Source organism: Pseudomonas frigoris (genome assembly GCF_047758635.1).
GTDB classification, from domain to species: domain Bacteria; phylum Pseudomonadota; class Gammaproteobacteria; order Pseudomonadales; family Pseudomonadaceae; genus Aquipseudomonas; species Aquipseudomonas frigoris.
Genome location: NZ_CP180479.1, coordinates 2,592,007 through 2,613,283 on the forward strand (window position 1 = coordinate 2,592,007; position 21,277 = coordinate 2,613,283).

A 21,277-nucleotide genomic window follows, 5' to 3' on the forward strand; every position below is an offset into this window, starting at 1 on the left:
CATTACTCAGCTGCACCCTAAAATTTTTCATGGAGACAATTGAAATTGGGCGTTTATATGGAAGGTGAGCCGTGGGCTTTGGATCAAATGAACAGAAAAGGAGTTGCAAAATTCCTTACTCAATATCTGGACGCAACTCCAAAGATAAACGTCCTGAACGTAAATTCAGCCTGGGGATCAGGAAAAACATTTTTCCTTAAAAATTGGGTAGCGGAACAGTCTACTGAAAGAGCTTGCGTATATTTCAATGCTTGGGAAACTGACTTTTCAGGTGATGCGTTTGTATCCTTGGTAGCATCAATAAAAGATCAGCTGCACGAGGCCATCGGACCGTTACAAGACGCAGAAAATCTTATCAAAAAATTCACCGCTAAAGCTTCGAAAACTTTGATTGCCGCGACACCAGCACTAGCAAAAGGTGTTATTAAGAAATTCACTGGTGTAGATGTTGGCTTATTGTCGGAAATCGCTGATGGCGACGCCTTGGCCGAAGCCGCTGAAAAAGCAGTCGAAAAGCTAATTGAAACTAACAAAGAAACACTCGCAATAGTTGATGACTTTAAAAAGGTCTTCAATGAACTGGTTGTTCTTTCCTCTCTCCAACGTGCTGCAGGTGGGACTGCAAAACCAGTATACATATTCATAGATGAGCTAGATCGTTGCCGCCCTACTTTCGCGATTGAATTACTTGAGCGTATAAAGCATCTATTCGAAGTTCCAGGGTGCAAATTTATTATTGCAACGGACACGCTTCAACTCAGCCATTCGATTAGGGCCGTTTATGGCTCAGGTTTTGCCTCGGAAAAATACTTGAAACGCTTTTTCGATGCTGAATTCACATTAGACAATACTGATATAGGAGCGTGGGTAAAAGCTAACTTTTCTGACATATCAGAAGAAACATTGGTTGGCCTTGAAAATACCGTCGAGCTCGGGCGAAATTTTTCACACTTTGAATCTGAGCCCGTAAAACCGGATGGAGAGGCAATCCTCGCAGGACCACATAAACTCAATCAATATCAAGCAACGATTTTGGCGCTTGCATTGACTTTCAAGTCAAAGCTGAGAGAGCTCGAAAAAATTTCGATGCAAATCAATGCGGTGCGTACAAACTGCAAATCTCAAGGTTTTCATTTTTTCTGGGCCGCTTACTTAGTCTTTCTAAAAGATGAAGCACCGGATCTATATGAAATGGCTGTAAGAGGTGACTATCGTAACGCTATGAAACAGATTCAAGGCCAGTACGACGGTAAAAACCTTTATTTTCTAATTTCGAATATATCCGTTCATGAAATATTTTCGCATTACCTGACTCGACTCCGAGAGGGCAAAGAAGCTGCTCGACAAAGCATGAACAGAAGCTCGGGGAGCGAACTGGGATACATCGAGCGCACAAACATGGCTTTTTACAATGAATTCGACAAAATGAAAAACTACACAACTCTGGTTGAGCTCGCGCACAGCATAGAGTAATTCTGGCCCATTCGAATCCAATCGGAGAGGCTACTCATGCAGCGCCTGAGAGCCTTCTCCGCTTCGCGGCCACTTCCCCCACCAGCTACTCCGCTTAGGCAGACGAAGCTTTTAACCGCCGCTCTTGAATGAAATGAAAAAAAGGGCCTCGGAGGGCGCTTTTGTACTCAAACGAAAATCACTTCGTCAGCCAGGATTCAACGGTCGTGGAGCCGTGTTCTGCTTTCCATTCTTTCAACGTTTTGTGATTGCCGCCTTTGGTTTCGACGACTTCGCCGGTGTGAGGATTCTTGTGAACCTTCACTTGGCGTGGCTTACGGGTGCCAGCTTTGGAATCGACGGCAGGAGCGCGACGGCTCGCTTGCGGATCTAGCAGGTTGATCACGTTCGGTAGGCTGTAGCCGTACTCGGCCAGCAGTGCACGCAGTTTGGTCTCGAACTCGATTTCTTTCTTGAGGCCAACATCATCTTTCAGGGCTTCGAGAGCTTGGAGCTGTGCAGCCAAATGTTTTTCAAGCTGACGAAATTCTGCAAGTTTTGACATGTTAATTCTCCATGTAGTTAGTCACCTAACAATACACCAAAAACCACAATTTGAACCTTGGGTCAGGGAGCCCCGTGTCTGTGAGTCCAGGTTCGCGGCCCTGATTTATTCTTCCTCCAACAGGAGCGGCATATTGAGGTGCACATCAATCTGATCGACTAGCGAAATGATGCAAGCGACAAGATGCGTATCCGCAGGAAGCATTCTCCCGGAGACGCATTCATGTCAGCCGCCAAAAGTTCGAGAGTTTGGGATACGGAGGGATGAGCTTGCATCGTTTCATTAAACGCCGGCGCGGTCTTGCTCGCACGCGATTCGCAAGAGCGATGATGGGGATACGAGGATTGCGTAATTGCATGAATTTGACCTTCCATTCGCATTACCACTGACCAGTCAATTGCATCCGTGCTGACCAACCGTTTGCATTCGACTTGACCAGCACACCCCGAAGTGACGACCGGCAGAGATCGGCCAAAGCGGCCATTCGGCTGGATACTTTCGCCCCTTTCCGGTCCCTCGTGTCTGCGAGCTAAAGCCATTTTTTAGCGTCCGAGTGAGGGCGGCCCATAGAGCTCAGTTTCCCAGTCTTCAAGAGGCGGCGTTACTTTGAAAGATGGGTCGCAGTATGACCTTAAGTAGTCAGTCGCTCTCCTTTGGGCGTAGGTGAAATTGAGCACGTTGCCTTCACTGTCCATCTCTATTACGTTCGCGAATATCGCGAAGACCATCTCAATTGCACTCGGCTCAGAGCCATAAATGTCGAGGTACTCCACGTTTTCAAGCATGTAGTGGCTTCCACTTGCCATGAAGTACACAAACGTTCGGAGTGCTCCACTGAAATCATTACTTAGCTTCTTCATGTACATTTTCTTTTAGTAAATATTCTGGATTTAACTTTCATAATCAAACATCTTTTTTTTGCCGTTTTATTGCGGTCGAGACAGGCCGGAACCGACCCAAAGCTACTAGTCAGGAGCGGCAGAATTTGGCCACTCATCATCGAGGGATTCTACAAATGCCCAATTTTCTGAAGCGCATTTGAAAATAGAATGGGGGACGTACGGAAGCCGCATGGCTTTTTTATTTTTAGTACTAATAACCCAGAGATAAAATTTCAGATCAATATTAGTTATGTCGAATGGAATATTGATAGCCTCATACAAAACTTCAAATAATACGAACGGCCATTGACTTAGTGAGAAATGATAATGGCCACTTTCATACGGCACTCGATCCGAGTGAACTCCCCAGTATGTAATTTTTCCATCTTCTAGCTTGGCCATCCAAGACCCTGCGGGGTAATCTACGCCCATGGTATGCATGGGCATAGATGCCATCTGAAACTGCTCAAGATTATGGGTGAAATTATTTCTTTTTTTAAAAATGTATGCTTTTTTTAAGCTAAGATCCTTCGCTGGATCATCTATAGGCTCGAGGGGGTAGCTAACATTGGGTTCATTGCAGTGTCCAGGGAGATAGCCCAAATGTATTGAGCAAAAAAGTTTTTGTTTTCCATTATCTGTCAACGTATCCATGCCGGAGTAAAAAGAGTTCTTTACCCCGAAGATCTCTGAATGCTTTGCTAGCAAAAGCTTGGTCAATCCAAGCGGATCATCTCCATTTCCATCTCGTTCCATATCGACTGCAATCTGCTTTTGAGCAATGTGAATGTCTTTTTTACTATTCACCCAGTCAGCGAATGTAAGATGTTTTTCTTTTCTGCCCAGTATGTCGAAACAGGTTAACAACAAATATGTAACAAGAGCCTCTCTTTCATGGCGCGCATGGAGCCAATATTTAGCGGTATCCATCGCATACCCCTCAAAACCCTCAAGCCGATCCGATTCTTCGAGTAAAGCCTGAGCGAGGCGGAGTCGCGCATGTACTAACTCACGGGTGGTGTAGCATATATTATCAGTCACTATTAATGCCTCTCATCGTGTCCTGGACTACTTGTGCACAAACTATAGATGGCCAAGCTGGTCGAGAGAACGCTGTGCGTTAAAAAAGGTTAAGTCGAAGCGCCGAACGATATCAGTGGCGTAGAGTATCAGCCTTGACGCTACGGGGACTTAGTAAGCCGAAGCTCTCAAAAAATTTAGTACATGGGATTACCATTTTAATGGCGTCGATGGCGGTGGCTGGTGACGCTGTTAGGTGCCACCGAGAGGCAGCTTTTGGCCGTTTTTCGCCCGTCGCGAGAGGTAAGAAACGACCCATAGCTGCCGGTCAGCATCGGTGGAAATGGGCCGAATATGGACATCTAGACGAGGCTATCGTGTCCGCTTTCGGTTTTCTTCATGGTTGTATTAATTGCGCTCTACACAGACCTGCTGAAACCACGCGGAAAAATTTGGCCATCTTTCATTCGTCGCGCCATTGTGAGACCAGTAACTTACCTCACCGGTTTGCGAGACACAGAAGTGGTCGCCATTGTCTTCAATGAAAGGGAGCCAGTCCTTTGGTACACCACTATGGGTCCATGCCGACTCGGCAATTTGAAATATGTCGAGATAGCTGCTCCCAGGAAAAATAACAGCGGGTTCAAAATAGGCATTCGCCACGTCACTTCCTCCCTTTAAAAACTCAACATAAGCGGGAGGAAAATGGAAGTTTAGGTTACGTTCTGCATCTGCGATATCTGCGTCTTCAGGGATGCGGAATGGATCGCTAGTCATAAACGAGTCACCTTGCGCTTGGATTAATGAGCAAACTGTGTGGTTTCATCAGCGGAACCTGAGGCTAGCGAGTGGCAGCAGAGCTGTCCAGTGACTGCATTTTGCCGATGTCTGCTTGTTCACGACTGACCGAATCAACCCATAGCGGACGCTGACCAACGAGTAAGCTAAGGGGCGGCGGCGCGCCGTCCCAGCGAATGAAATGAGCGATTTCAGCGCCTTGTTAGGCGTAGCTGATATACGGCTCACCGAATACATCCTTGAATCTGAAAATATCTTTACCCACTATAAATATCCGAAATCTTGGGTCATTTTGTGCTTGATATGCAGGTATGTCATTGCGCACAAATCGGATTCCAAGGTTAGAAAGCTTAGATTCCATGGCCTCTGCCAAGTTGTTGTCTTTGTAAAAGCCTGCGATGTGCCAATGCTCCATTTTCATAATGTGGTCATAGAAGAATTTACAAGCTTCTTCTTCGGATATCGAACTGAATATTGGAGGGTGATCTATCCCGCGCTCCGTATAAAAAACTGACCAAAAACCATTTGTATTGCATAGGCAATACACGTCACTTCCAATGCTGTTGATTGCGAAGTTTTGAGTGCTGCAGCCTTCGGCAATTAACTTTTCATGCGTTTCGAAGGTATTCATGGCTATGCCTGACTATAAGTAGACGACACAAGTGGCATAATATTTTCCGCCGTTTGTGCCTGATATCGTTCCTTGTCCATGTGTAAGCCTTGCTCGGCTTGAGTGTCGCGCCAGAAACGCAACATGAGGTGAGGAGGTAAAGCGACATGACTTGGGCACACATTACTGGTGCATTAGCAGCGTGTCCATGGTCTGCTTTTGGCCGTTTTCTGCCTCTCGCGACGGACAGAAAACGGCCAAGAGCAGTCACCCAGCGACTACAAAACCAGGGCCGATTCAGCTATAGCAAAACATCTCTGTCATTCAACGCGATTTCTATCACCTGCTCTGGCGATAATCTCTGCGAGTAACTGACATCGTTGAAGTATTCGTCTGGCCAGAAAATCAAATCGGAGATGCGTTCACTGGGTATATTGATTGCCAGCATGTTCAGCCAAAAATCGATGTCTTGTTCAGCCCCATCGCTCTCCATTACCCTTCGAGCCAGCTCTATAAGTTCACCCCTCGTTACATCTGCTACGGGCCGCTCAAACGGTGCTGCTAAGATCTTGCGAACCCAAGTCTCATGGCCTTGGCCGCCATAAATACCCTGAAAGTCGATGAACCCAAGCTCTGTCATCGCCTCTCGGTTGAATTCCGACAACTGGCTCAGCGTCTGCTCAGGATGTCCGCAATCAATTTCTTCAGCGAGTTTCGTTAGTCGAACAACCATGGATTCATCAAGTGCAGGCGGCGTTAACTCAGTACGAAGCTCCATTTCATCTCCCAATTCGCTTGCTGTTCCTTGAATCTCTGCGAAGCCGAAAACGTTCAGACAAAGACATTGGCGTGATCACATATTACGTATTGCTTCGTCCGCTTTAAGCTCGAATTCAAAACCGATGCCCACTTCTTCTAGAGTCTCTGTGACACGGCCAATGAAGAGCTCTGCTTGCTCTGGTAACTCATACAGGCCAAGAACACGAATGATGGGATGTTTACCCAGTGCACCGGGAATTTCGGTGTAAATCTCACCGCTTTCGATGAAGGCGATGTACGTGTTGATTTTCTCTTGCAGCAAGAGCAAGTGTTCGCCTTGTTCAGCTTTACCACCCCATTCAAGGTGGTCAGTGATAACGAGCACCAGGTCGTGTAGCTCTCGCTTGGGAATTGCCCAGAAATCGATCACACGTGGATTTGTTATGGACATTTATGCCCCCTATGGCTTGGCTAAATCCTACTTACAAACTTTCAATCGCTCTCCATCAGTGCCACTGCCTTCACTGGTGTCAATCTCGCCGTTACGGTCAATATGAATTTCCGTTGTCGGCCATTGGGGCGTAATGCTGACGCAACGGTTCAGGCCCTTCGCATTCCACCAGTCGAGACGCATGAAGAACTCATCGTCAGGAAAGATATGTCCTACATCACCCGTGGTCTTTCCGGGCAGCAGTTCACCGCGAACGATGGTGTGCTGTGTGTTCAGGACGTAACTAATTTTCTTGGTGCCGTCTTTTGAGTAGAAAACGACAACTCGCGGTATAGCTACGTACCAGCACACCACAGCACCAATGAGAAACAGCCCTATCCACCGCCCAATATGTCGTGGTCGCTTTTCACTTGCAGGCATGTTTTTGAACCCCTGTACCCCAGTCAGCAATTGGCACTGCCAACACCTTGTCCATGATGATTTGTGCAGTGACACCGCCGTTCGGATACTCCTTGTAGAGTTCCATTCCGAGGATGATCGACACCCTATCAGGAGCATCGTCCCATGCTCGCATCCCTTCGACGCCTTCCGTCCTTCGTGGGCCATCAAACCTCTTAGGGTCTTTGAGGAAGCGCCAACTGTCTGAGCCTATTTGCTCAACTCCAGCGCCGTCCAATTGCACGCTGTCAGAGAGTCCACCGGCTAAGCCGACATACCCATAATGGATGTTCGACCAGATGTCGTAGTAGAAGTCATACGCCCCTTGTTTGTGCCAAGGTGCACCAAACAGTTTGGCCAATTTGGGCTTGTGATCCCAATCCTGACCCTGACCCACCTGTTTCGTCCAGATGGCGAAAGCCATCGCCTTTTTTCCAAGTGCCATGTTGTAAAACTGGGGGTCTTGCCCTAGGCGCAGGTAGAGCGGAAGCTCCATAAATTTCTTGGTTTCCGCCTCAGGATCGAAGCTGTTTAGTTCTTTCATTTCCAAGACTGCTGGGTCTTTGATATTGCGGTTCATCTCATCGGCGATGTAATCGGCCAGTTGCTCCATCATGTCAGGGTCTTTGCACGTAGTAGGTGCTTCCGGCTCTGTCTTCGCTTCGGGTTTTTCGGTGCTGGCTTGCGGATCTACCAAGGCATTCGCCGCCAGAGCCTTCTCTTTCAAATTTGGATCAGCGAGCAAGGTCGCCATCTTTTCATCGTCCACGGTGCCATCTGGGCGGAAAGCTCCCAGTGCCATGAAGTTGATGATGGTTGCACCGCCAGCATCGCCCATGACAAACCCGCCACCTACATCGCCTGACCCGGTGATGATGGTTCCGCCATGGCTGGTAGGACTGCCAAGGTGGGCCATAGGACGGCCATTCACTTGGATCGATGGAAACCCTGTGGTGATTACGGCGCCACAACCACATGTATCGCCAACACGTGCGGAGCCCATAAAGTTGATATTTACGTCGCCACTGGCGGAGGCAATCGGGGTGGTGCCATGGCCGGGCAAAGGGCAGACATGCTTGTCACCCAGTCGTGCAGAAGAAATCATGTATCGTCCTTGAGTCGTTGCGAGGAGTTCCAGCTTGGGGCTGGGGTAGTCTGACTTTATCGGGAAGCTCAAACAATGGCTGCAAGACAAATCCCAAAAGTCTTGCTGAAAACCTTCCGTGTTCCGTGTCAGTTGCTTTCTATAAACGATACCGGGTCGTGGTGAATCGCCCCTAGTTGCGTAGACACATCCGACTGACTCCTTTTGGCCGGAATCAGACTGATTCAAGAGTTCACACTACCCACTACACCTGCGACGCTTAGACTTAAAAAATGTGTAGGATGCGTCCATGATTTTCTCAAGGTTTCACCTCGCGCAAGAAGCGTGCGTCAGATTATTAAACATCTCCACAGGGTGTTTGTTTAAGCGCCATCAAGGTTACGTCCTGAAAGCTACAAAACCTTGCGCCGTTGCCTACGGCTGCGCCAGAATCCGCCGGCTTGTGCGCCTTGGGGCCACTCGGTAACTTGATTCCTGTCACTGCTCATCAGTGATCGGGTTTAGCAGCCCGTGAACAACCTAAGTCGTACGACGCTTCTATCAGTCAGGTTTTGCGCCTGCATTTTGATGGTAGCTGTACGCAGGGCGCCCTTGGGCGCGCCGGCTTCTTAGGTTTCCCGGTCTGCTAACCTGCGTGCAGCTGCCACCCTCTTCGTTTAGCAGCAGGAGGGTTGGCACACCATTAGGAACCTAAGATATGTTCAAGGTCACACCCAACCCACCGGACACCGATCCGGTCTCCCCGTACGAACCCGATTCAAAAAAACTCAACGAAGCCGCCGAGCGGGCTCTCAATTACCACTTCCCGTCGATTGCCGACATCAAAGCCACCCCGCGAACACGCAGCACCCTGTTTTACGTGGACCCAGAGGCCACGACCGAAACCCTGGCGGTTTTTCTGGTCGAAACCCTGGCCGCGATTGATGTGATGGTCCACGAGTTGGTGGACCGCTTGGATGGTGGCTCGCGCTATTCCCTGTTGGGCATTTCCAACAGCGTCATGGTGGCTGAAATCACGGCAAACCGATTGCTGGATAAAATTGAGCCACCTGCGTAAGTGCGGTCTGCTGTGGTGAGTGGGTAACTGACGTTGGGTTGGGCAGTTGTCCCCTTTGGGGGGCCGCTGCGCGGCCCGACGGAAGCCCGCTCCCTCGCCACAGGTTTCTCGGTTGCCGTTGCTGACCGGTGATTGGTTTTTGTGTCAGGCTTGGGATGCCGCGTCATCGTTCATCGCGAGCAAGCTCGCTCCCACAGGTATTGCGGCGACTTCATGCCCGAGTACAAGCCCTACATCTTCGACGGCAAAACCATCATTGCTTCACCGCACAAGGTTTACGGCCCGGAAACCAATGACCTGGCGCTGCAGCTGCGCAAGTACGGTGTGTCGCAAATCATATTGGCGGGCATGGCGGCGAACCTGTGGAGTTTCTAAAGGCCAAATAGGTCAGGCGCGACCAGGCTGTGCCTCGCGATACGGGGTGCAGCCTTGCCAATGCGAGACGGTCTTCGACTCTATGCAAACCCGAGAAACGACAGGATAACCACGACAATCACAATTACCCCGACGATGTAGATGATGTTGTTCATGAATTCCACCTCTCAACCTGAATTGGATGGCGACGCGAGGGTGTACAAATACAAGGTAGTGCACCTTTGCTCCCACTTCCATTAGGCAGCACATTTCCCGCGCCACTCGACTTACAGCCAGTATTCCCAGAGTCGTCCCATCTGCTCCTTGGCTCTTACTGCGAACGAACGGCGCTGCCACTTTTCCAGCTTGATTTCGTTCGACTTGGCCAGATCAGCCATGAATGCCGCCTGCATCTTTTTTGCAAATTCGGTGCCCAGCACAACGACGTTGACTTCATCGTTGTGCAGGAAGCTGCGCCAGTCGAGGTTGGTGGAGCCGACAGTCGACCACACGCCATCGATGACGGCAGTCTTGACGTGGAGTAGCGCATCACGGCGTTCGTAAAGCTTGACGTTGGCCTCCAGCAGCTCGCTGTAGTAGGCGCGTCCGGCATGGAACACCAGCCACGAATCGGTGCTACTGGGCAACACCAGCTTGACGTCTACGCCACGTGCTGCCGCCTCCTTGAGTGCCGCCAGCAACTGCGGGTCGGGCACGAAGTAGGCGTTGGTCAGCCATATCTCGGTCTGCGCGCTATGCAGCGCCGAAATCAGCGTGGCATAGATCAGGCTGAACGGCTCATCTGGCGAGCTGCCGATGGCGCGAATCACCTCGGTGCCTTTGCGCTCCTGTGGCGGAAAGTAGTGGCGAGGCGCGAGTGGTTCACCTTTCTGGGCAGTCCAGGTTCCGATGAACAGCTTCTGCAGGTCTGCAACCACGGGTCCCTCGATGCGCAAGTCGGTATCGCGCCAGGGCAAATCACCCGTTGGGCGAGTCTTCGAGTGAGTGCTGAACGAGCCCCCTGAATAGACACTGCTGATGTTGATCCCGCCGAGAAAGGCAATCCGGCCGTCCACTATCAGCAGCTTTCGGTGGTCGCGCTGGTTCACGTCCCAGCCCGCTTTGGCCGTCACCGGATTGATGGGGTGGTACTCCAGCACTTTGATGCCCGCTTCGGTCAATCGAGAGAAAAACGCTGAGGGTGTTCCAAGGGTTCCGACGCTGTCACGGATCAGATTGACCTGTACGCCTTTGTGTTGCTGAGCGATCAGTGCGGCGGCGAAACGCTGGCCGACTTCATCGTCGTCGAGGATGTAGGTCTCCATGTTGATGTGGTCGCGCGCAGCTTCAATGGCTTTGATCATCGACTGGTAGGTGGTGGGACCGTCCTGCAGCAAGTCGACCTTGTTTCCTTCCGTTAGCGGGCTACCGGCGACTGATTCTTCGATTGCGAGGTGCGCATCGAAGATGTTGGTTTCTGCGCCGGTGGACTTAAGTCGGTCGAGAATGGCTTTGCTGTGCTCGGCTGACAGAGGTCCGTGTATTCCGTCGAGTTGCACTGGCGCAGAGGGAGCGCGAGCCATGTCCGGCACTATCCTAGGCAAAGCACTGGAGCCAATCACAAATGTCAGGAGCACAACCACGCATAGCACCAGAGCAATACATGCACCCTTACATCGGGTTAGAAGATTCATTAGGCCCCCTCTTGGCGAGGACGGTGATAGCGCTCAACAATTCAAGAATTTCGCCGTGCATCCTGTCCCAAAGGGGCGTCTTGCCTGGTACACAAGACGCCTTGGTAGAGGGGGCACCCACGCGGCACGCCTCAAAAGACAGACCCCTTGAAGGGCAGGCTTTCAGCGCTTGATCAGGGAAATCTTCGTTCCCTCGATGCTGACCCCGGCCATTAACCCTTGCTGGTCGAATATGAACGCGTAGGCATCGTCCTTGAGTGTCGAACTCGACAGATTCTTCGCGACGCCTGCGTCAACCACGACAACGGTTGGCCCCACGCCGACTTCCCAGCCCTTGGTTTCACGAACATAATTCACGGCTTTGTCAGTCATCAGGAACACCGCATAACCGTACGATTGGGCGCCTGCCTGCAGCCCCCATGACCCCGTTACGGAGTTGTAGTAACTATCCACTTTCGAGCCCTTCATCAGCACGCCTTCGCCATAGCTGCCACCAAACACAAGGCCGGCCTTGATGATTTTCGGGAAGACCAGCACCGCTTTGGCATTCTGCGAAATGGTTTTGGCAAAGGGTGTGGACTTGTAAAGCGTTTGCAACGCTTGCTTGGAGTCGGCATTCAGGTCCTCGGCGGTTGCCGCACCTGCAGTGTTCAGGAGGCTCGCTGATGCCAATGAGGCTGTCGCGAGGAAGATCGATAGGAAGAAGCGCATCGACTGAGTCATTTTCGTACTCCGGTAAGGGAGCAGGGGATGGGAGCAGCAGTCAGCGCCTGCACCAGACAGGATCCGAACCTACTGAACGTTATCCGGCGCACCCTGATGTGTGTGAATTGCAAAACGTCGCTTTTGAATGAACCAGGCCCAAGGCCTTTGATCAGTCGCGACGCCATCAGATGTTTGGACCACTGCGCAAGGGCCGGGTTCGTCGTCAGAGGCAAAGTGGTCGATGACCCCAAAGAAACGCCAGGTAACGACAGACTCAAACGCCCCATCCCTCCCGCACAGCCCTTCGAATGCCATCCAGCAACATCGCAAATGCCGGGTTGTCATTGTTCTCGCGCCAGATCAAATGCAGCTCGCTCTGCACACCTTCGCCCAAATCGATATCGCGAAACACCACGTTCTTGAACACCACGCTGGTGGCGCAGCGCGGCACCAGGGCCAGGCCCATTCCGGCGTTGACCAAGGCCAGAATGGTCAAGGATGAACCGAGCCATTGCACGTATTCCGGGGCGACGCGGGCAGAGCGGAGCATGCCGGTCAGCAGTTCGTTGAACGGCGGGTAGGCGGCGTGGGAGTACATCAGGAACGGTTGCGCATCGAGGTCTTTGACCGACACGGTTTCTGCGCTCGCCAGCCGATGACTGCTCGGCACCGCCAATACAAACGGTTCACGCACCAGGCATTCGGTGGCGTACCCCGGCTCCAGCAAAGGCGCGCGAACAATGCCCAAGTCGATACGCCGCGCACGCAGGGCTTCATGCTGCTGGTAGGTGTTCATCTCCGTCAGGTCGATTTTCACATGCGGCTGTTTGAGCCGTGCTTCAGCGATGACCTTGGGCAGGAATTCATACACCGCGCTGCCGACGAAACTGATGTTGACCGAGCCGATGTCGCCCTCGGCAAAACGGCGAGCGGTGACGGCGGCTTGCTGGGCGCGCTCCAGCAGGTTCTGCGCTTCGATGAAGAAGGCGCGGCCGGCGGCGGTCAGGGCGACGCTGCGGGTGGTGCGGGTGAACAGCTCGACACCCAGGTGATGTTCCAGCAGTTGAATCTGTCGACTGAGGGGCGGTTGAGTCATGTTCAACCGTTCGGCGGCACGGCGGAAATTCAGTTCGGTCGCCACCGTTGTGAAACAGCGCAGTTGAGTCAGTTCGAACATTGATCTAAATCCGGTATCAATCGAATGCCAAGTTAGATTAGACGGGATCAATGTGCGCGTCCATGATCGGCTCGTCCCTAAAAAAACAATGAACGGGAGTCGCCCCTTGAATACCCTCCAGAGTCCGCCGGACCCGAACGTGCTTGCCCGCGCAGCGGCCAAGGTCAAGCGCCATGTGCTGCCGCTGTTCGTGGTGATGTTCATCGTCAACTACATCGACCGGGTCAACATCGGCTTCGTGCGCAGCCACATGGAAACCGACCTCGGGATTGGCGCGGCAGCCTACGGCCTGGGCGCCGGGTTGTTCTTCATCGGTTACGCGATCTTCGAAGTCCCCTCCAACATGCTGCTGCAACGCTACGGTGCTCGCGCCTGGCTGACGCGCATCATGTTCACCTGGGGCGCGGCAGCGATGGCCATGGCGTTTGTGCGCGGCGAAACCAGCTTCTATGTACTGCGTTTTGTCCTCGGTGCAGCCGAAGCGGGCTTCTTTCCCGGCATCATTTACTACTTCACCCAATGGCTGCCGTCGACCGAGCGCGGCAAGGCCATGGCGATTTTCCTCAGCGGTTCGGCCATTGCCTCGGTGATCTCCGGTCCCGTCTCCGGCGCGCTGTTGAATGTCAGTGGTTTCAGCCTGCATGGCTGGCAGTGGATGTTCCTGATCGAAGGCTTTGCCTCGATCGTGCTCTGTGGATTTGTGTGGTTCTGGCTGCAATCCCATCCGCGCGAGGCGAAATGGCTGAGCGCCGAAGAAAAGGACGCACTGGTTGATGCCATCGTGCTGGAACAACAGGCCCGCGAAGCCACACAGACCGTCAAGCCGTCGATGTTCAAGCTGCTGGCCGACAAGCAGATCGCGCTGTTCTGCTTCATCTACTTTTCCATCGCCCTGACCATCTACGGCGTCACGTTCTGGCTGCCGAGCATGATCAAGAAAATGGGCAACCTCGGCGACTTCCAGGTGGGCCTGTTCAACTCGATTCCGTGGATCATTTCGATCATCGCGATGTATGGCTTCGCCGCCATGGCCAGCAAATGGAAACACCAGCAAGCCTGGGTGGCCTTGACCCTGGTGATCGCCGCGTTCGGCATGTTCATGTCCACCACCGGCGGGCCGATCTTCGCCTTCGTCGCCATCTGTTTTGCCGCCATTGGTTTCAAGGCCGCCTCGGCATTGTTCTGGCCGATTCCGCAAGGCTATCTGGACGCTCGCATCGCCGCCGCGGTGATCGCCTTGATCAACTCCATCGGCAACCTCGGCGGTTTCGTCGCCCCGACGGCGTTCGGTTTCCTGGAGCAAAAAACCGGCTCCATCGAAGGCGGCCTCTACGGTTTGGCGGCCACGTCACTGGTTGCGGCGGTGGTGATCTTCTTCGCCCGCACGGCACCTCGGGGCGATGCACGCCACTTGCTGACCGGCAAACCTGCCGCCGACGCGGCACCACAAAAATCTATAAGTCACCCAGCTTTGAAACCTGATCCAAAGGGAGCCGCTTCTTGAAAATCAAACGAGTCACCGTCACCCCAATCGCCTTTCGTGATCCGCCGCTGCTCAACGCCAGTGGTATCCATGAACCTTTTGCGCTGCGCTCAATCATCGAGATTGAAAGCGACAACGGCTACATTGGCCTGGGTGAGAGCTACGGCGACGCCCCGGCGCTGTTGATCCAGCAGCAACTGCAAGACCAGTTGATCGGCCTCGACCCATTCAACCTCAATCAACTGCGCCGCATCGTGCAGGCAACGGTGGCGGCGAACAAACCGGCGAGCATTGCCGGTGCGGAACTGGCGCCGGGCTCCCACGCCAGCAAAGCGGTGAGCAATGCGTATTCGGCGTTCGAAGTGGCGTTCCTGGATTTGCAGGCACACTCGTTGAACGTGCCGTTGGTGGATTTGCTGGGCGGGGCGATTCGCGACGAGATTCCGTTCAGCGCCTACTTGTTCTTCAAGTACGCCCAGCATGTCGACTCACCCTACAAACCCGACAGTTGGGGCGAAGCCCTGAACGAAGAACAAATCGTCGCCCAGGCCCGGCGCATGATCGAGGCCAACGGTTTCAAGAGCATCAAGCTCAAGGCCGGCACGCTGCCACCGGAGCACGAAGTGTCGTGCATCAAGGCGCTGAAAAAGGCTTTCCCCGGTTACCCGTTGCGCATCGACCCGAACGGCAACTGGTCGCTGGAAACTTCGATCCGCATGGCCGAACTGCTGGGCGATGACCTGCAATATTACGAAGACCCGACGCCGGGTCTCGACGGCATGTCCGAACTGCACAAGCGCACCGGCCTGCCGCTGGCGACCAACATGGTGGTCACCGACTTCGATGAGTTCCGTCGCAGTAATGCTTTGAACAGCGTGCAGATCGTCCTCGCCGACCACCACTACTGGGGCGGCCTGCGCGACACCCAGGCGCTGGCGAAAATGTGCGACACCTTTGGCCTTGGCGTATCGATGCATTCCAACTCGCACTTGGGCATCAGCCTGATGGCGATGGCCCATGTCGCCGCCGCGGTGCCCAATCTGGATTACGCCTGCGATACGCATTACCCGTGGCAGGAACCGGATGAAGAGGTGATCAAGGGCGGCAAAATACCCATCGTCGATGGCTGCGTGAAGATCACCCGCGCGCCTGGGTTGGGCCTGGAGCTGGATCACGATCAACTGGGCAAGCTGCATGACCAGTACCTGACTTGCGGCATTCGTCAGCGCGATGACGTGAAACAGATGCAGCGTTACAAGCCGGAGTGGAAGGCGGTCAAACCGCGTTTTTGAGTTCAGTCAGCAAACGCTCTATCTGCGCCAGCTCCCAGGTGCTGAGCAGACTGACCGGGTCCGTGCCGTAACGTTGCCAACTGTCGAACACGCCCTCGCGGCCGTCCGGGCCTTGGCAACGTTGGCAGTGACGAAGGCGATTGCCATCGAAGTCGAGGGTCAGACGCCAGCCCTCGATATCGACTTGTACCTGGCCGGGCTCGGGTTGTTCGTCGAGGCTCTTCAGAAGCCGAACTTCCAGCGCGGCGTCGCGCAATTGCTGGTAAACCTCGCGGGCGGTCAGGGGCGGCACTGATGTCTCCGGTGAAGTCGTGGCAAGCGTAGATTCGGGGTGCACAGGATAGAGTGTGCGCTTGAGGCTGTCAGCGGATAGCGGGAGCGCCGAATTTATTCGACGGTCTGCGGGCGCCGGGCAGGCTGACCCTCTTCCTCTCGAAGCTCACGGCTCATGTCATTGCAGCTTTGCGACCAGTCTGTCAGCCACGTCGGCATCGACGGCGACTGTTCAGCCAAGCCCAGTTCCCGGGCGTACTCGCCAGGTGGAACGGTGCCTTTGGCAGAGCGGAACAGACCCCGCATCACCACGACACCGACCACGCGTCCCTTGCTCACGAAGCGGTGCTCCATAAAGCTCCACTTGTTGTCCCAGCCCAGCATCCTGGTGTGAATCTCGAACGCTTCAAACAGCTTCAGTTCACGCCGAAACTTGCCCCAGGTGTCGCCAACGATAGGCACGGCCTTATTGCGCAGCGCCACCCGGAATGCACCGCTGCGCAACACGTAGTCCATGCGTCCTATATCAGCCAGGGTGAAATACCGGCCATTGGTCACGTGTCGGTTGAGGTCGAGATCAAGCGGCCAGACGCGCATGTGGACGACGGTGGTGGCCAAGGCGTCAACCGGCTTGCGCCACGGACGACGGAACAGCATGAGGAAAAGTCGGAACCAGAGATTCATAAGTACGCCGATGATTGAGTGACGCGTGCACTTTAGGGAGGAAGGATTGGGTAAGGTAGGTGCGCAAATGACTTTTTTCATGCGAAAAGCGCAATTGGATCATTTATGCACATCACGCTTTTACTGGCGGATCAATGTTCAGCCGCCAGCGCCACGATGGCCCTGGAAGTGCTCAGCGCCGCCAACCTGTTCGCCGACACGGCCGGCGCGCCTTTTGACGTGGTCATCGCCTCGCTTGATGGTGGTGATGTCGCCGCGTGGGGAGGGCAGACACTGCGCGTGGACCGGTCCACCGTCGAGATCCCGCGAACCGATCTGGTGCTGATCCCCGGTTTCCTCTTCACCTTGAAGGATGCCTTGCCGGCCTTTTCAGCCTATGGGCCATGGCTGCGTCAACAGCATGCGCAGGGGGCCGTGCTGGCTTGAATGTGCACGGCGGCATTCATGCTGGCCGAAACGGGCCTGCTGGATGGCGTTCGTGCTACCACGCACTGGGCCTTTGCAGACTTCTTTCGTCGTCGGTATGCCGAGGTCTGTCTGGAGGAGTCGCAGATCCTCTGTGAGGACAATCGCGTGATCACGTGCGGGGGCGCGAGTGCCGCCATGGATCTTTTGCTGCACCTCGTGCGCCGGTTCGCTTCACTGGAACTGGCGCAAAAGTGCAGCAAATACTTGCTGGTCGACGCTGTGCGCAGCGAGCAATCGGTGTATGTCATGTGGTCATTGCCGAAGAACCATGGGGATGGCGACATCCTGCGGGTTCAACACTGGCTAGAGGAGCGCTTCGATCAGCCGCTGCTGATTGATGACGTCGCCCAGCAATTCGGGTTTGGCGTCAGGAACTTCAAACGGCGTTTCAAGGAAGCCACCGGTTACACGCCCATTACCTACCTGCAAACCCTGCGTCTGGAGAAGGCAAAACAGCTTCTTGAATCCACCCGCATGACACTCGACAGCATTACGTACGCCGTGGGCTACGAAGACGGTAATTCGTTCCGTAGACTGTTCCGCCAGCGAGTGGGTTTGCTGCCGGCGGCGTACAGGAAGAAGTTTCAAGCGGGTGCGAGTTGATTCACTGGCGCCAAGCCACAGATGATTGGGAGCAGAACATGCAGAAAACCGCCGTACTCACCTTCGCCCTGGTGCTCAATGCAGGATTATTCAGCGCGCAAGCTCAAGCGGCCGGCGATGCTGAAGCGGGTGCGACACTGTTCAAGCGGATATGCGGCGGCTGCCATCAGGTCGGGGAGTCGGCGCGCGGTTCATTCGGGCCGCAGCTCAATGGTATTTTTGGACGCCCTTCGGGCAGCACCACGGATTATCAATATTCCGATGCGATGAAATCAGCCGGCATTGTCTGGAACCGCGAAACGCTGACCGCGTACCTCGAAGCTCCAAAAAAAGTGGTACCTGGCACCCGCATGATTTTCTGGGGGCTCAGCGATCCGGAAAAGATCGAACACCTCTTGGCGTACCTTCAGACGTTTCAGCCGCAATAGGGCTTTGTGATTCTCGAAAGGTATTCGCTCGGCTCGGAACACCCGGTGGTTACTATCTGAATTACAATCCCCCCCTTTTGACGGAGGGGAGCCGTTAGTGGATGTTCTCGCGCTTCTATATGACTACCTGATCAAGTGGGTGATCGAGCCTGTTGCAGACGAGTTTCTTGGCATTTTCGATCTGAACGGCCGCTTCAGCGTCGTGTTTCTCTGCTTGTCCTACAGCATCGCCTACAGCCTGTACCGCTTCAGAAAATATCGCGGGCTGACCGACGCACGTTCTTTCGGGCAGTTCATCGGCGGGCGCCGGGTTCATTTTCATCCTTCGGCGTTGCTGGATTACCGGTACTACTTCGTGCGGGCCATCCTGAAGGTCGCGCTGGTGCTGCCCATTGTTGGCCTGGTTGACCCGTACGTCCTGCGCTCCGGTGACTACATTTCGTTTTTCAACAATCTTTGGGGCGCGCGCGTGCAGGTGGGGGAGAACCTCTCACTTTCCTTGCTCTACGGGCTGGGCGTGTTTCTGGTGCAAGACTTTATCCATTACTGGGCCCATCGCGCCTTTCATTCCCGGCATCTATGGGCGTTCCACAAAGTCCATCATTCCGCGCCCGTCCTGGTGCCGGCGACGGCAAGCCGGATTCACTTTGTGGAAAAAATCGTCGAAAAACTGACTGACACCGTCTGCCTCGGCGCTTTCGCCGGTGTCTTCTGGTACGCCTGTGGCGGGGAGATCAGCCGGTACACCTTGTTCGGTGTGACCTACATGGTCCTGATCCTCAATGCCTTGGCGGCCAATTTGCGTCACAGTCATGTCTGGCTTTCTTTCGGGCCCGTGGTCGAGCATGTACTGAACAGCCCGGCGCAGCACCAGATTCACCACAGTGACGCGCCCCGACACTTCAACAAGAATTTCGGTATCAACCTGTCACTCTGGGACTGGATGTTCGGGACGCTCTACGTCACGCACTCGACGCCCGAGCCTATTCAGTTCGGCACCGGCAAACAGGATCACGACCGTTACCTGACGCTCTATAGCCTGATCGTCACACCCTTTGTGGACATCGCCCGCAAGGTTCCCGCCAGGCGTGCCATGGAATGGCCGTTGCGTCTCGCCGAAAAACTCCCTTTGACACTCTTCCGCCGACGTTGGCGCTGAATTCCGGGGCGACGTTCAACCAGTGGATGGGATTGGAGCGTGTAAAGCTCCAATCCCGCCCTTTCTAGTGTTTGCCAACCGGCAAGGGTGGGGTTCGAGGCGGGATCAATCGTTTTGTCCCGATCGATTCGAACGCCGAAGCCAGGCGCAGCAGCGTCGAGTCGTCATAGGCACGACCGGCAAATGTCAGCCCGACAGGCATGCCAATGTCGGGCATGACGCCCATCGGCACAGTGACTGTGGGGACGCCCAGGTGCCGGATGGCGAGGTTGCCGTTGGCGACCCAGATGCCGTTGCTCCACGCGATATCCGCAGACTTCGGATCGACATCGGCATTCGCCGGACCCACGTCGGCAACCGTCGGGAATAGCACCGCATCGAGTCCCAACCGATCCATCCAGTCCTCAAGATCGATTCGACGCGTTTGTTCAAGTCCGCGCAGTCCGTCAGGAACGGTGGTGATCTGGTCCCATGGTGTGATGCCGCGCGCGGCCATCTTCACGTACTCGTCCATGCCTGCGGCAAGGTCGTCCTCCCGGTTGGGGAGAGTGCCCGGGTCGTGAGGGAATATCAGCGGTCCGTCGACATCGGCCAGGCGGTTCAACTTGGGATCGCCATTGGCCCGCAGAAAATCATCGAAGGCCCAGGCCGACAGGTCCCACAATTCGTGATGCAGGAACTCTTTGGACACCAGGCCCCGCGTAAACACCGTCGGCGCACCCGGGCGATCACCTTCGCAATTGGAGACCAGCGGGAAATCGACTTCGATCACTTCTGCGCCAGCGGCTTCGAGTGCTTTGCGAGCCTCTTCCCAGAGCCCGATCACGGAAGGACGGGTGATGATTCGCTGCCCCGTTGGACCACCGATGCCAGGCGCATCGCTCGTGCCCGCTTCGGGATCCGCATTGATGTACATACGGGGCACGCCGAAGCGCTTTCCTGCCAGTGCATCGGACTTCACGGCCAACTCGGCATAGGAAGCGGGACGCACCGAAGCGACACTCGGAATCGGCACCCAGGGTTGCATCCGCCACAGATCGCCACGGGTGTCGGGATCATCCGCCACCACCACGTCGAGCACTTCGAGCAGGTCGGCCATCGTTCTGGCAAACGGCACGACAACGTCCATCGTCGGCGTCAACGGCCAGTTGCCGCGCACCGAGATCACCCCGCGCGAAGGCGTGTAGGCACACAAACCATTGTTTGATGCAGGACCGCGTCCGCTCGACCAGGTTTCTTCCGCGAGGCCGAATGCCGCGAAACTGGCGGCGGTTGCGGTACCGGCGCCGTTCGATGAACCCGAGGCGAAGGGGGCGGTGAGATAGTCAGCGTTGTAGGGGCTTTCCGCACGACCGTAGACCCCGCGCTGCATGCCGCCGTTTGCCATCGGCGGCATATTGGTCTTGCCCAGGCAGATCGCGCCAGCAGCGCGAAGCCGTTCGATCGTGAATGCATCGCGATAAGCAATCAGGTTCGCGAAGGCGGGACTGCCGGAGGCGGCAGTGAGCCCTTTCACCAGGTAACTGTCCTTGGCCGTATAGGGAATGCCATCGAGCGGACCCAGCGTCTCGCCCTTGGCCCGACGGGCATCGGACGCCTGCGCTTCGTTCAGTGCCTCGGGGTTTCGAACCACCACCGCGTTGAGGGCGGTGGGCGTGTCGGGTCCGTCGTAGGCATCGATCCTGTCGAGATAGGCCTGGACCAGTTCAACCGCAGTGGTTCGGCCTGACTCGAGCGCAGCACGCAGTTCGGCAATGGAAACTTCGGTGACCTCGATCATGCTGTTACCACCGTCTGCTGATGGGCGACGCGATGAATATT

At 54.6% G+C, this 21,277-nt stretch carries 21 protein-coding genes and 2 pseudogenes; 8 read left to right on the top strand and 15 right to left on the bottom strand.

The annotated features are described in order from the left end of the window. Positions 1-39: 39 nt before the first annotated feature. Positions 40-1,473: a KAP family P-loop NTPase fold protein gene (locus ACMXYH_RS11715; RefSeq protein WP_415767151.1), complete on the top strand. Its 1,434-nt coding sequence runs from the start codon at positions 40-42 to the stop codon at positions 1,471-1,473. A gap of 178 nt (positions 1,474-1,651) precedes the next feature. Here ACMXYH_RS11715 and ACMXYH_RS11720 read toward each other — a convergent pair whose 3' ends face one another. The 9 genes from ACMXYH_RS11720 to ACMXYH_RS11760 form a co-directional block, all read right to left on the bottom strand. Then, the gene (locus ACMXYH_RS11720) at positions 1,652-2,017 is read right to left on the bottom strand and encodes a histone-like nucleoid-structuring protein, MvaT/MvaU family (RefSeq protein WP_415767152.1); all 366 of its coding nucleotides are present in this window, start codon (positions 2,015-2,017) and stop codon (positions 1,652-1,654) included. 542 nt (positions 2,018-2,559) lie between these two features. Further along, positions 2,560-2,877 (bottom strand): DUF7677 family protein, encoded by a 318-nt coding sequence (locus ACMXYH_RS11725; protein ID WP_415767153.1) that lies wholly within the window; start codon positions 2,875-2,877, stop codon positions 2,560-2,562. 105 nt (positions 2,878-2,982) lie between these two features. Beyond that, the gene (locus ACMXYH_RS11730; RefSeq protein WP_415767154.1) at positions 2,983-3,939 is read right to left on the bottom strand and encodes a hypothetical protein; all 957 of its coding nucleotides are present in this window, start codon (positions 3,937-3,939) and stop codon (positions 2,983-2,985) included. A gap of 387 nt (positions 3,940-4,326) precedes the next feature. Then, complete coding sequence (locus ACMXYH_RS11735; protein ID WP_415767155.1) at positions 4,327-4,695, bottom strand: SMI1/KNR4 family protein; 369 nt, start codon at positions 4,693-4,695, stop codon at positions 4,327-4,329. A gap of 223 nt (positions 4,696-4,918) precedes the next feature. Next, on the bottom strand, positions 4,919-5,347 hold the full coding sequence (locus tag ACMXYH_RS11740; RefSeq protein ID WP_415767156.1) for an SPOR domain-containing protein: 429 nt from the start codon (positions 5,345-5,347) through the stop codon (positions 4,919-4,921). 280 nt (positions 5,348-5,627) lie between these two features. After that, a complete protein-coding gene (locus tag ACMXYH_RS11745; RefSeq protein WP_403137608.1) occupies positions 5,628-6,104 on the bottom strand; it encodes a hypothetical protein in 477 nt (158 codons plus the stop codon). A 75-nt stretch (positions 6,105-6,179) separates the two neighbouring features. Further along, positions 6,180-6,536 carry a DUF6572 domain-containing protein gene (locus ACMXYH_RS11750; RefSeq protein ID WP_129436843.1) on the bottom strand — a complete coding sequence of 119 codons (357 nt, stop codon included), beginning with the start codon at positions 6,534-6,536 and terminating at the stop codon, positions 6,180-6,182. Positions 6,537-6,563: 27 nt separating this feature from the next. Next, a complete protein-coding gene (locus ACMXYH_RS11755; RefSeq protein WP_129436842.1) occupies positions 6,564-6,956 on the bottom strand; it encodes a hypothetical protein in 393 nt (130 codons plus the stop codon). Next, the gene (locus ACMXYH_RS11760; RefSeq protein ID WP_415767157.1) at positions 6,943-8,079 is read right to left on the bottom strand and encodes a polymorphic toxin type 44 domain-containing protein; all 1,137 of its coding nucleotides are present in this window, start codon (positions 8,077-8,079) and stop codon (positions 6,943-6,945) included. Before ACMXYH_RS11760 ends, ACMXYH_RS11755 begins: the two co-directional genes overlap by 14 nt. A gap of 697 nt (positions 8,080-8,776) precedes the next feature. Between ACMXYH_RS11760 and ACMXYH_RS11765 the strand changes: the two genes are divergently transcribed. Together ACMXYH_RS11765 and ACMXYH_RS11770 are read left to right on the top strand one after the other, a co-directional pair. Then, positions 8,777-9,136, top strand: a complete 360-nt coding sequence (locus tag ACMXYH_RS11765) for a DUF6124 family protein (RefSeq protein ID WP_129436840.1) — start codon at positions 8,777-8,779, stop codon at positions 9,134-9,136. A gap of 207 nt (positions 9,137-9,343) precedes the next feature. Next, positions 9,344-9,499 (top strand): annotated as a pseudogene (locus ACMXYH_RS11770) (cysteine hydrolase); the annotation flags it as partial. 278 nt (positions 9,500-9,777) lie between these two features. On the opposite strand, the gene cls reads toward ACMXYH_RS11770, so the two are convergent. From cls to ACMXYH_RS11785, 3 genes are all read right to left on the bottom strand, one after another. Beyond that, positions 9,778-11,073: a cardiolipin synthase gene (gene cls, locus ACMXYH_RS11775; RefSeq protein ID WP_415767158.1), complete on the bottom strand. Its 1,296-nt coding sequence runs from the start codon at positions 11,071-11,073 to the stop codon at positions 9,778-9,780. A gap of 273 nt (positions 11,074-11,346) precedes the next feature. Beyond that, complete coding sequence (locus ACMXYH_RS11780; protein ID WP_129436838.1) at positions 11,347-11,907, bottom strand: YSC84-related protein; 561 nt, start codon at positions 11,905-11,907, stop codon at positions 11,347-11,349. Positions 11,908-12,163: 256 nt separating this feature from the next. Then, positions 12,164-13,066 (bottom strand): LysR substrate-binding domain-containing protein, encoded by a 903-nt coding sequence (locus ACMXYH_RS11785; RefSeq protein ID WP_415767159.1) that lies wholly within the window; start codon positions 13,064-13,066, stop codon positions 12,164-12,166. Between the two features lie 106 nt (positions 13,067-13,172). Here ACMXYH_RS11785 and ACMXYH_RS11790 point away from each other — a divergent pair, with 106 nt between their 5' ends. Both ACMXYH_RS11790 and ACMXYH_RS11795 read left to right on the top strand, forming a co-directional pair. Further along, positions 13,173-14,570 carry an MFS transporter gene (locus ACMXYH_RS11790; RefSeq protein ID WP_415767160.1) on the top strand — a complete coding sequence of 466 codons (1,398 nt, stop codon included), beginning with the start codon at positions 13,173-13,175 and terminating at the stop codon, positions 14,568-14,570. Next, the gene (locus ACMXYH_RS11795; protein WP_415767161.1) at positions 14,567-15,841 is read left to right on the top strand and encodes a glucarate dehydratase family protein; all 1,275 of its coding nucleotides are present in this window, start codon (positions 14,567-14,569) and stop codon (positions 15,839-15,841) included. The genes ACMXYH_RS11790 and ACMXYH_RS11795 overlap by 4 nt, the downstream gene beginning before the upstream one ends. Here the strand turns inward: ACMXYH_RS11795 and ACMXYH_RS11800 are convergent. Continuing rightward, on the bottom strand, positions 15,825-16,133 hold the full coding sequence (locus tag ACMXYH_RS11800) for a DUF7693 family protein (RefSeq protein WP_129436834.1): 309 nt from the start codon (positions 16,131-16,133) through the stop codon (positions 15,825-15,827). The two genes, ACMXYH_RS11795 and ACMXYH_RS11800, sit on opposite strands and share 17 nt — an antisense overlap. Positions 16,134-16,228: 95 nt before the next feature. Then, positions 16,229-16,798: an acyl-CoA thioesterase gene (locus ACMXYH_RS11805; protein WP_415767162.1), complete on the bottom strand. Its 570-nt coding sequence runs from the start codon at positions 16,796-16,798 to the stop codon at positions 16,229-16,231. Positions 16,799-16,903: 105 nt separating this feature from the next. On the opposite strand from ACMXYH_RS11805, the pseudogene ACMXYH_RS11810 reads away from it, so the two are divergent. From ACMXYH_RS11810 to ACMXYH_RS11820, 3 genes and pseudogenes are all read left to right on the top strand, one after another. After that, positions 16,904-17,869 (top strand): annotated as a pseudogene (locus ACMXYH_RS11810) (GlxA family transcriptional regulator). A gap of 38 nt (positions 17,870-17,907) precedes the next feature. Beyond that, complete coding sequence (locus ACMXYH_RS11815; protein ID WP_415767163.1) at positions 17,908-18,297, top strand: c-type cytochrome; 390 nt, start codon at positions 17,908-17,910, stop codon at positions 18,295-18,297. 97 nt (positions 18,298-18,394) lie between these two features. Continuing rightward, a complete protein-coding gene (locus ACMXYH_RS11820; protein WP_415767164.1) occupies positions 18,395-19,456 on the top strand; it encodes a sterol desaturase family protein in 1,062 nt (353 codons plus the stop codon). Between the two features lie 64 nt (positions 19,457-19,520). On the opposite strand, the gene ACMXYH_RS11825 is transcribed toward ACMXYH_RS11820, so the two are convergent. After that, positions 19,521-21,236, bottom strand: coding sequence for an amidase (locus ACMXYH_RS11825; protein WP_415767165.1), 1,716 nt, complete (start codon positions 21,234-21,236; stop codon positions 19,521-19,523). Between the last annotated feature and the right edge of the window lie 41 nt (positions 21,237-21,277).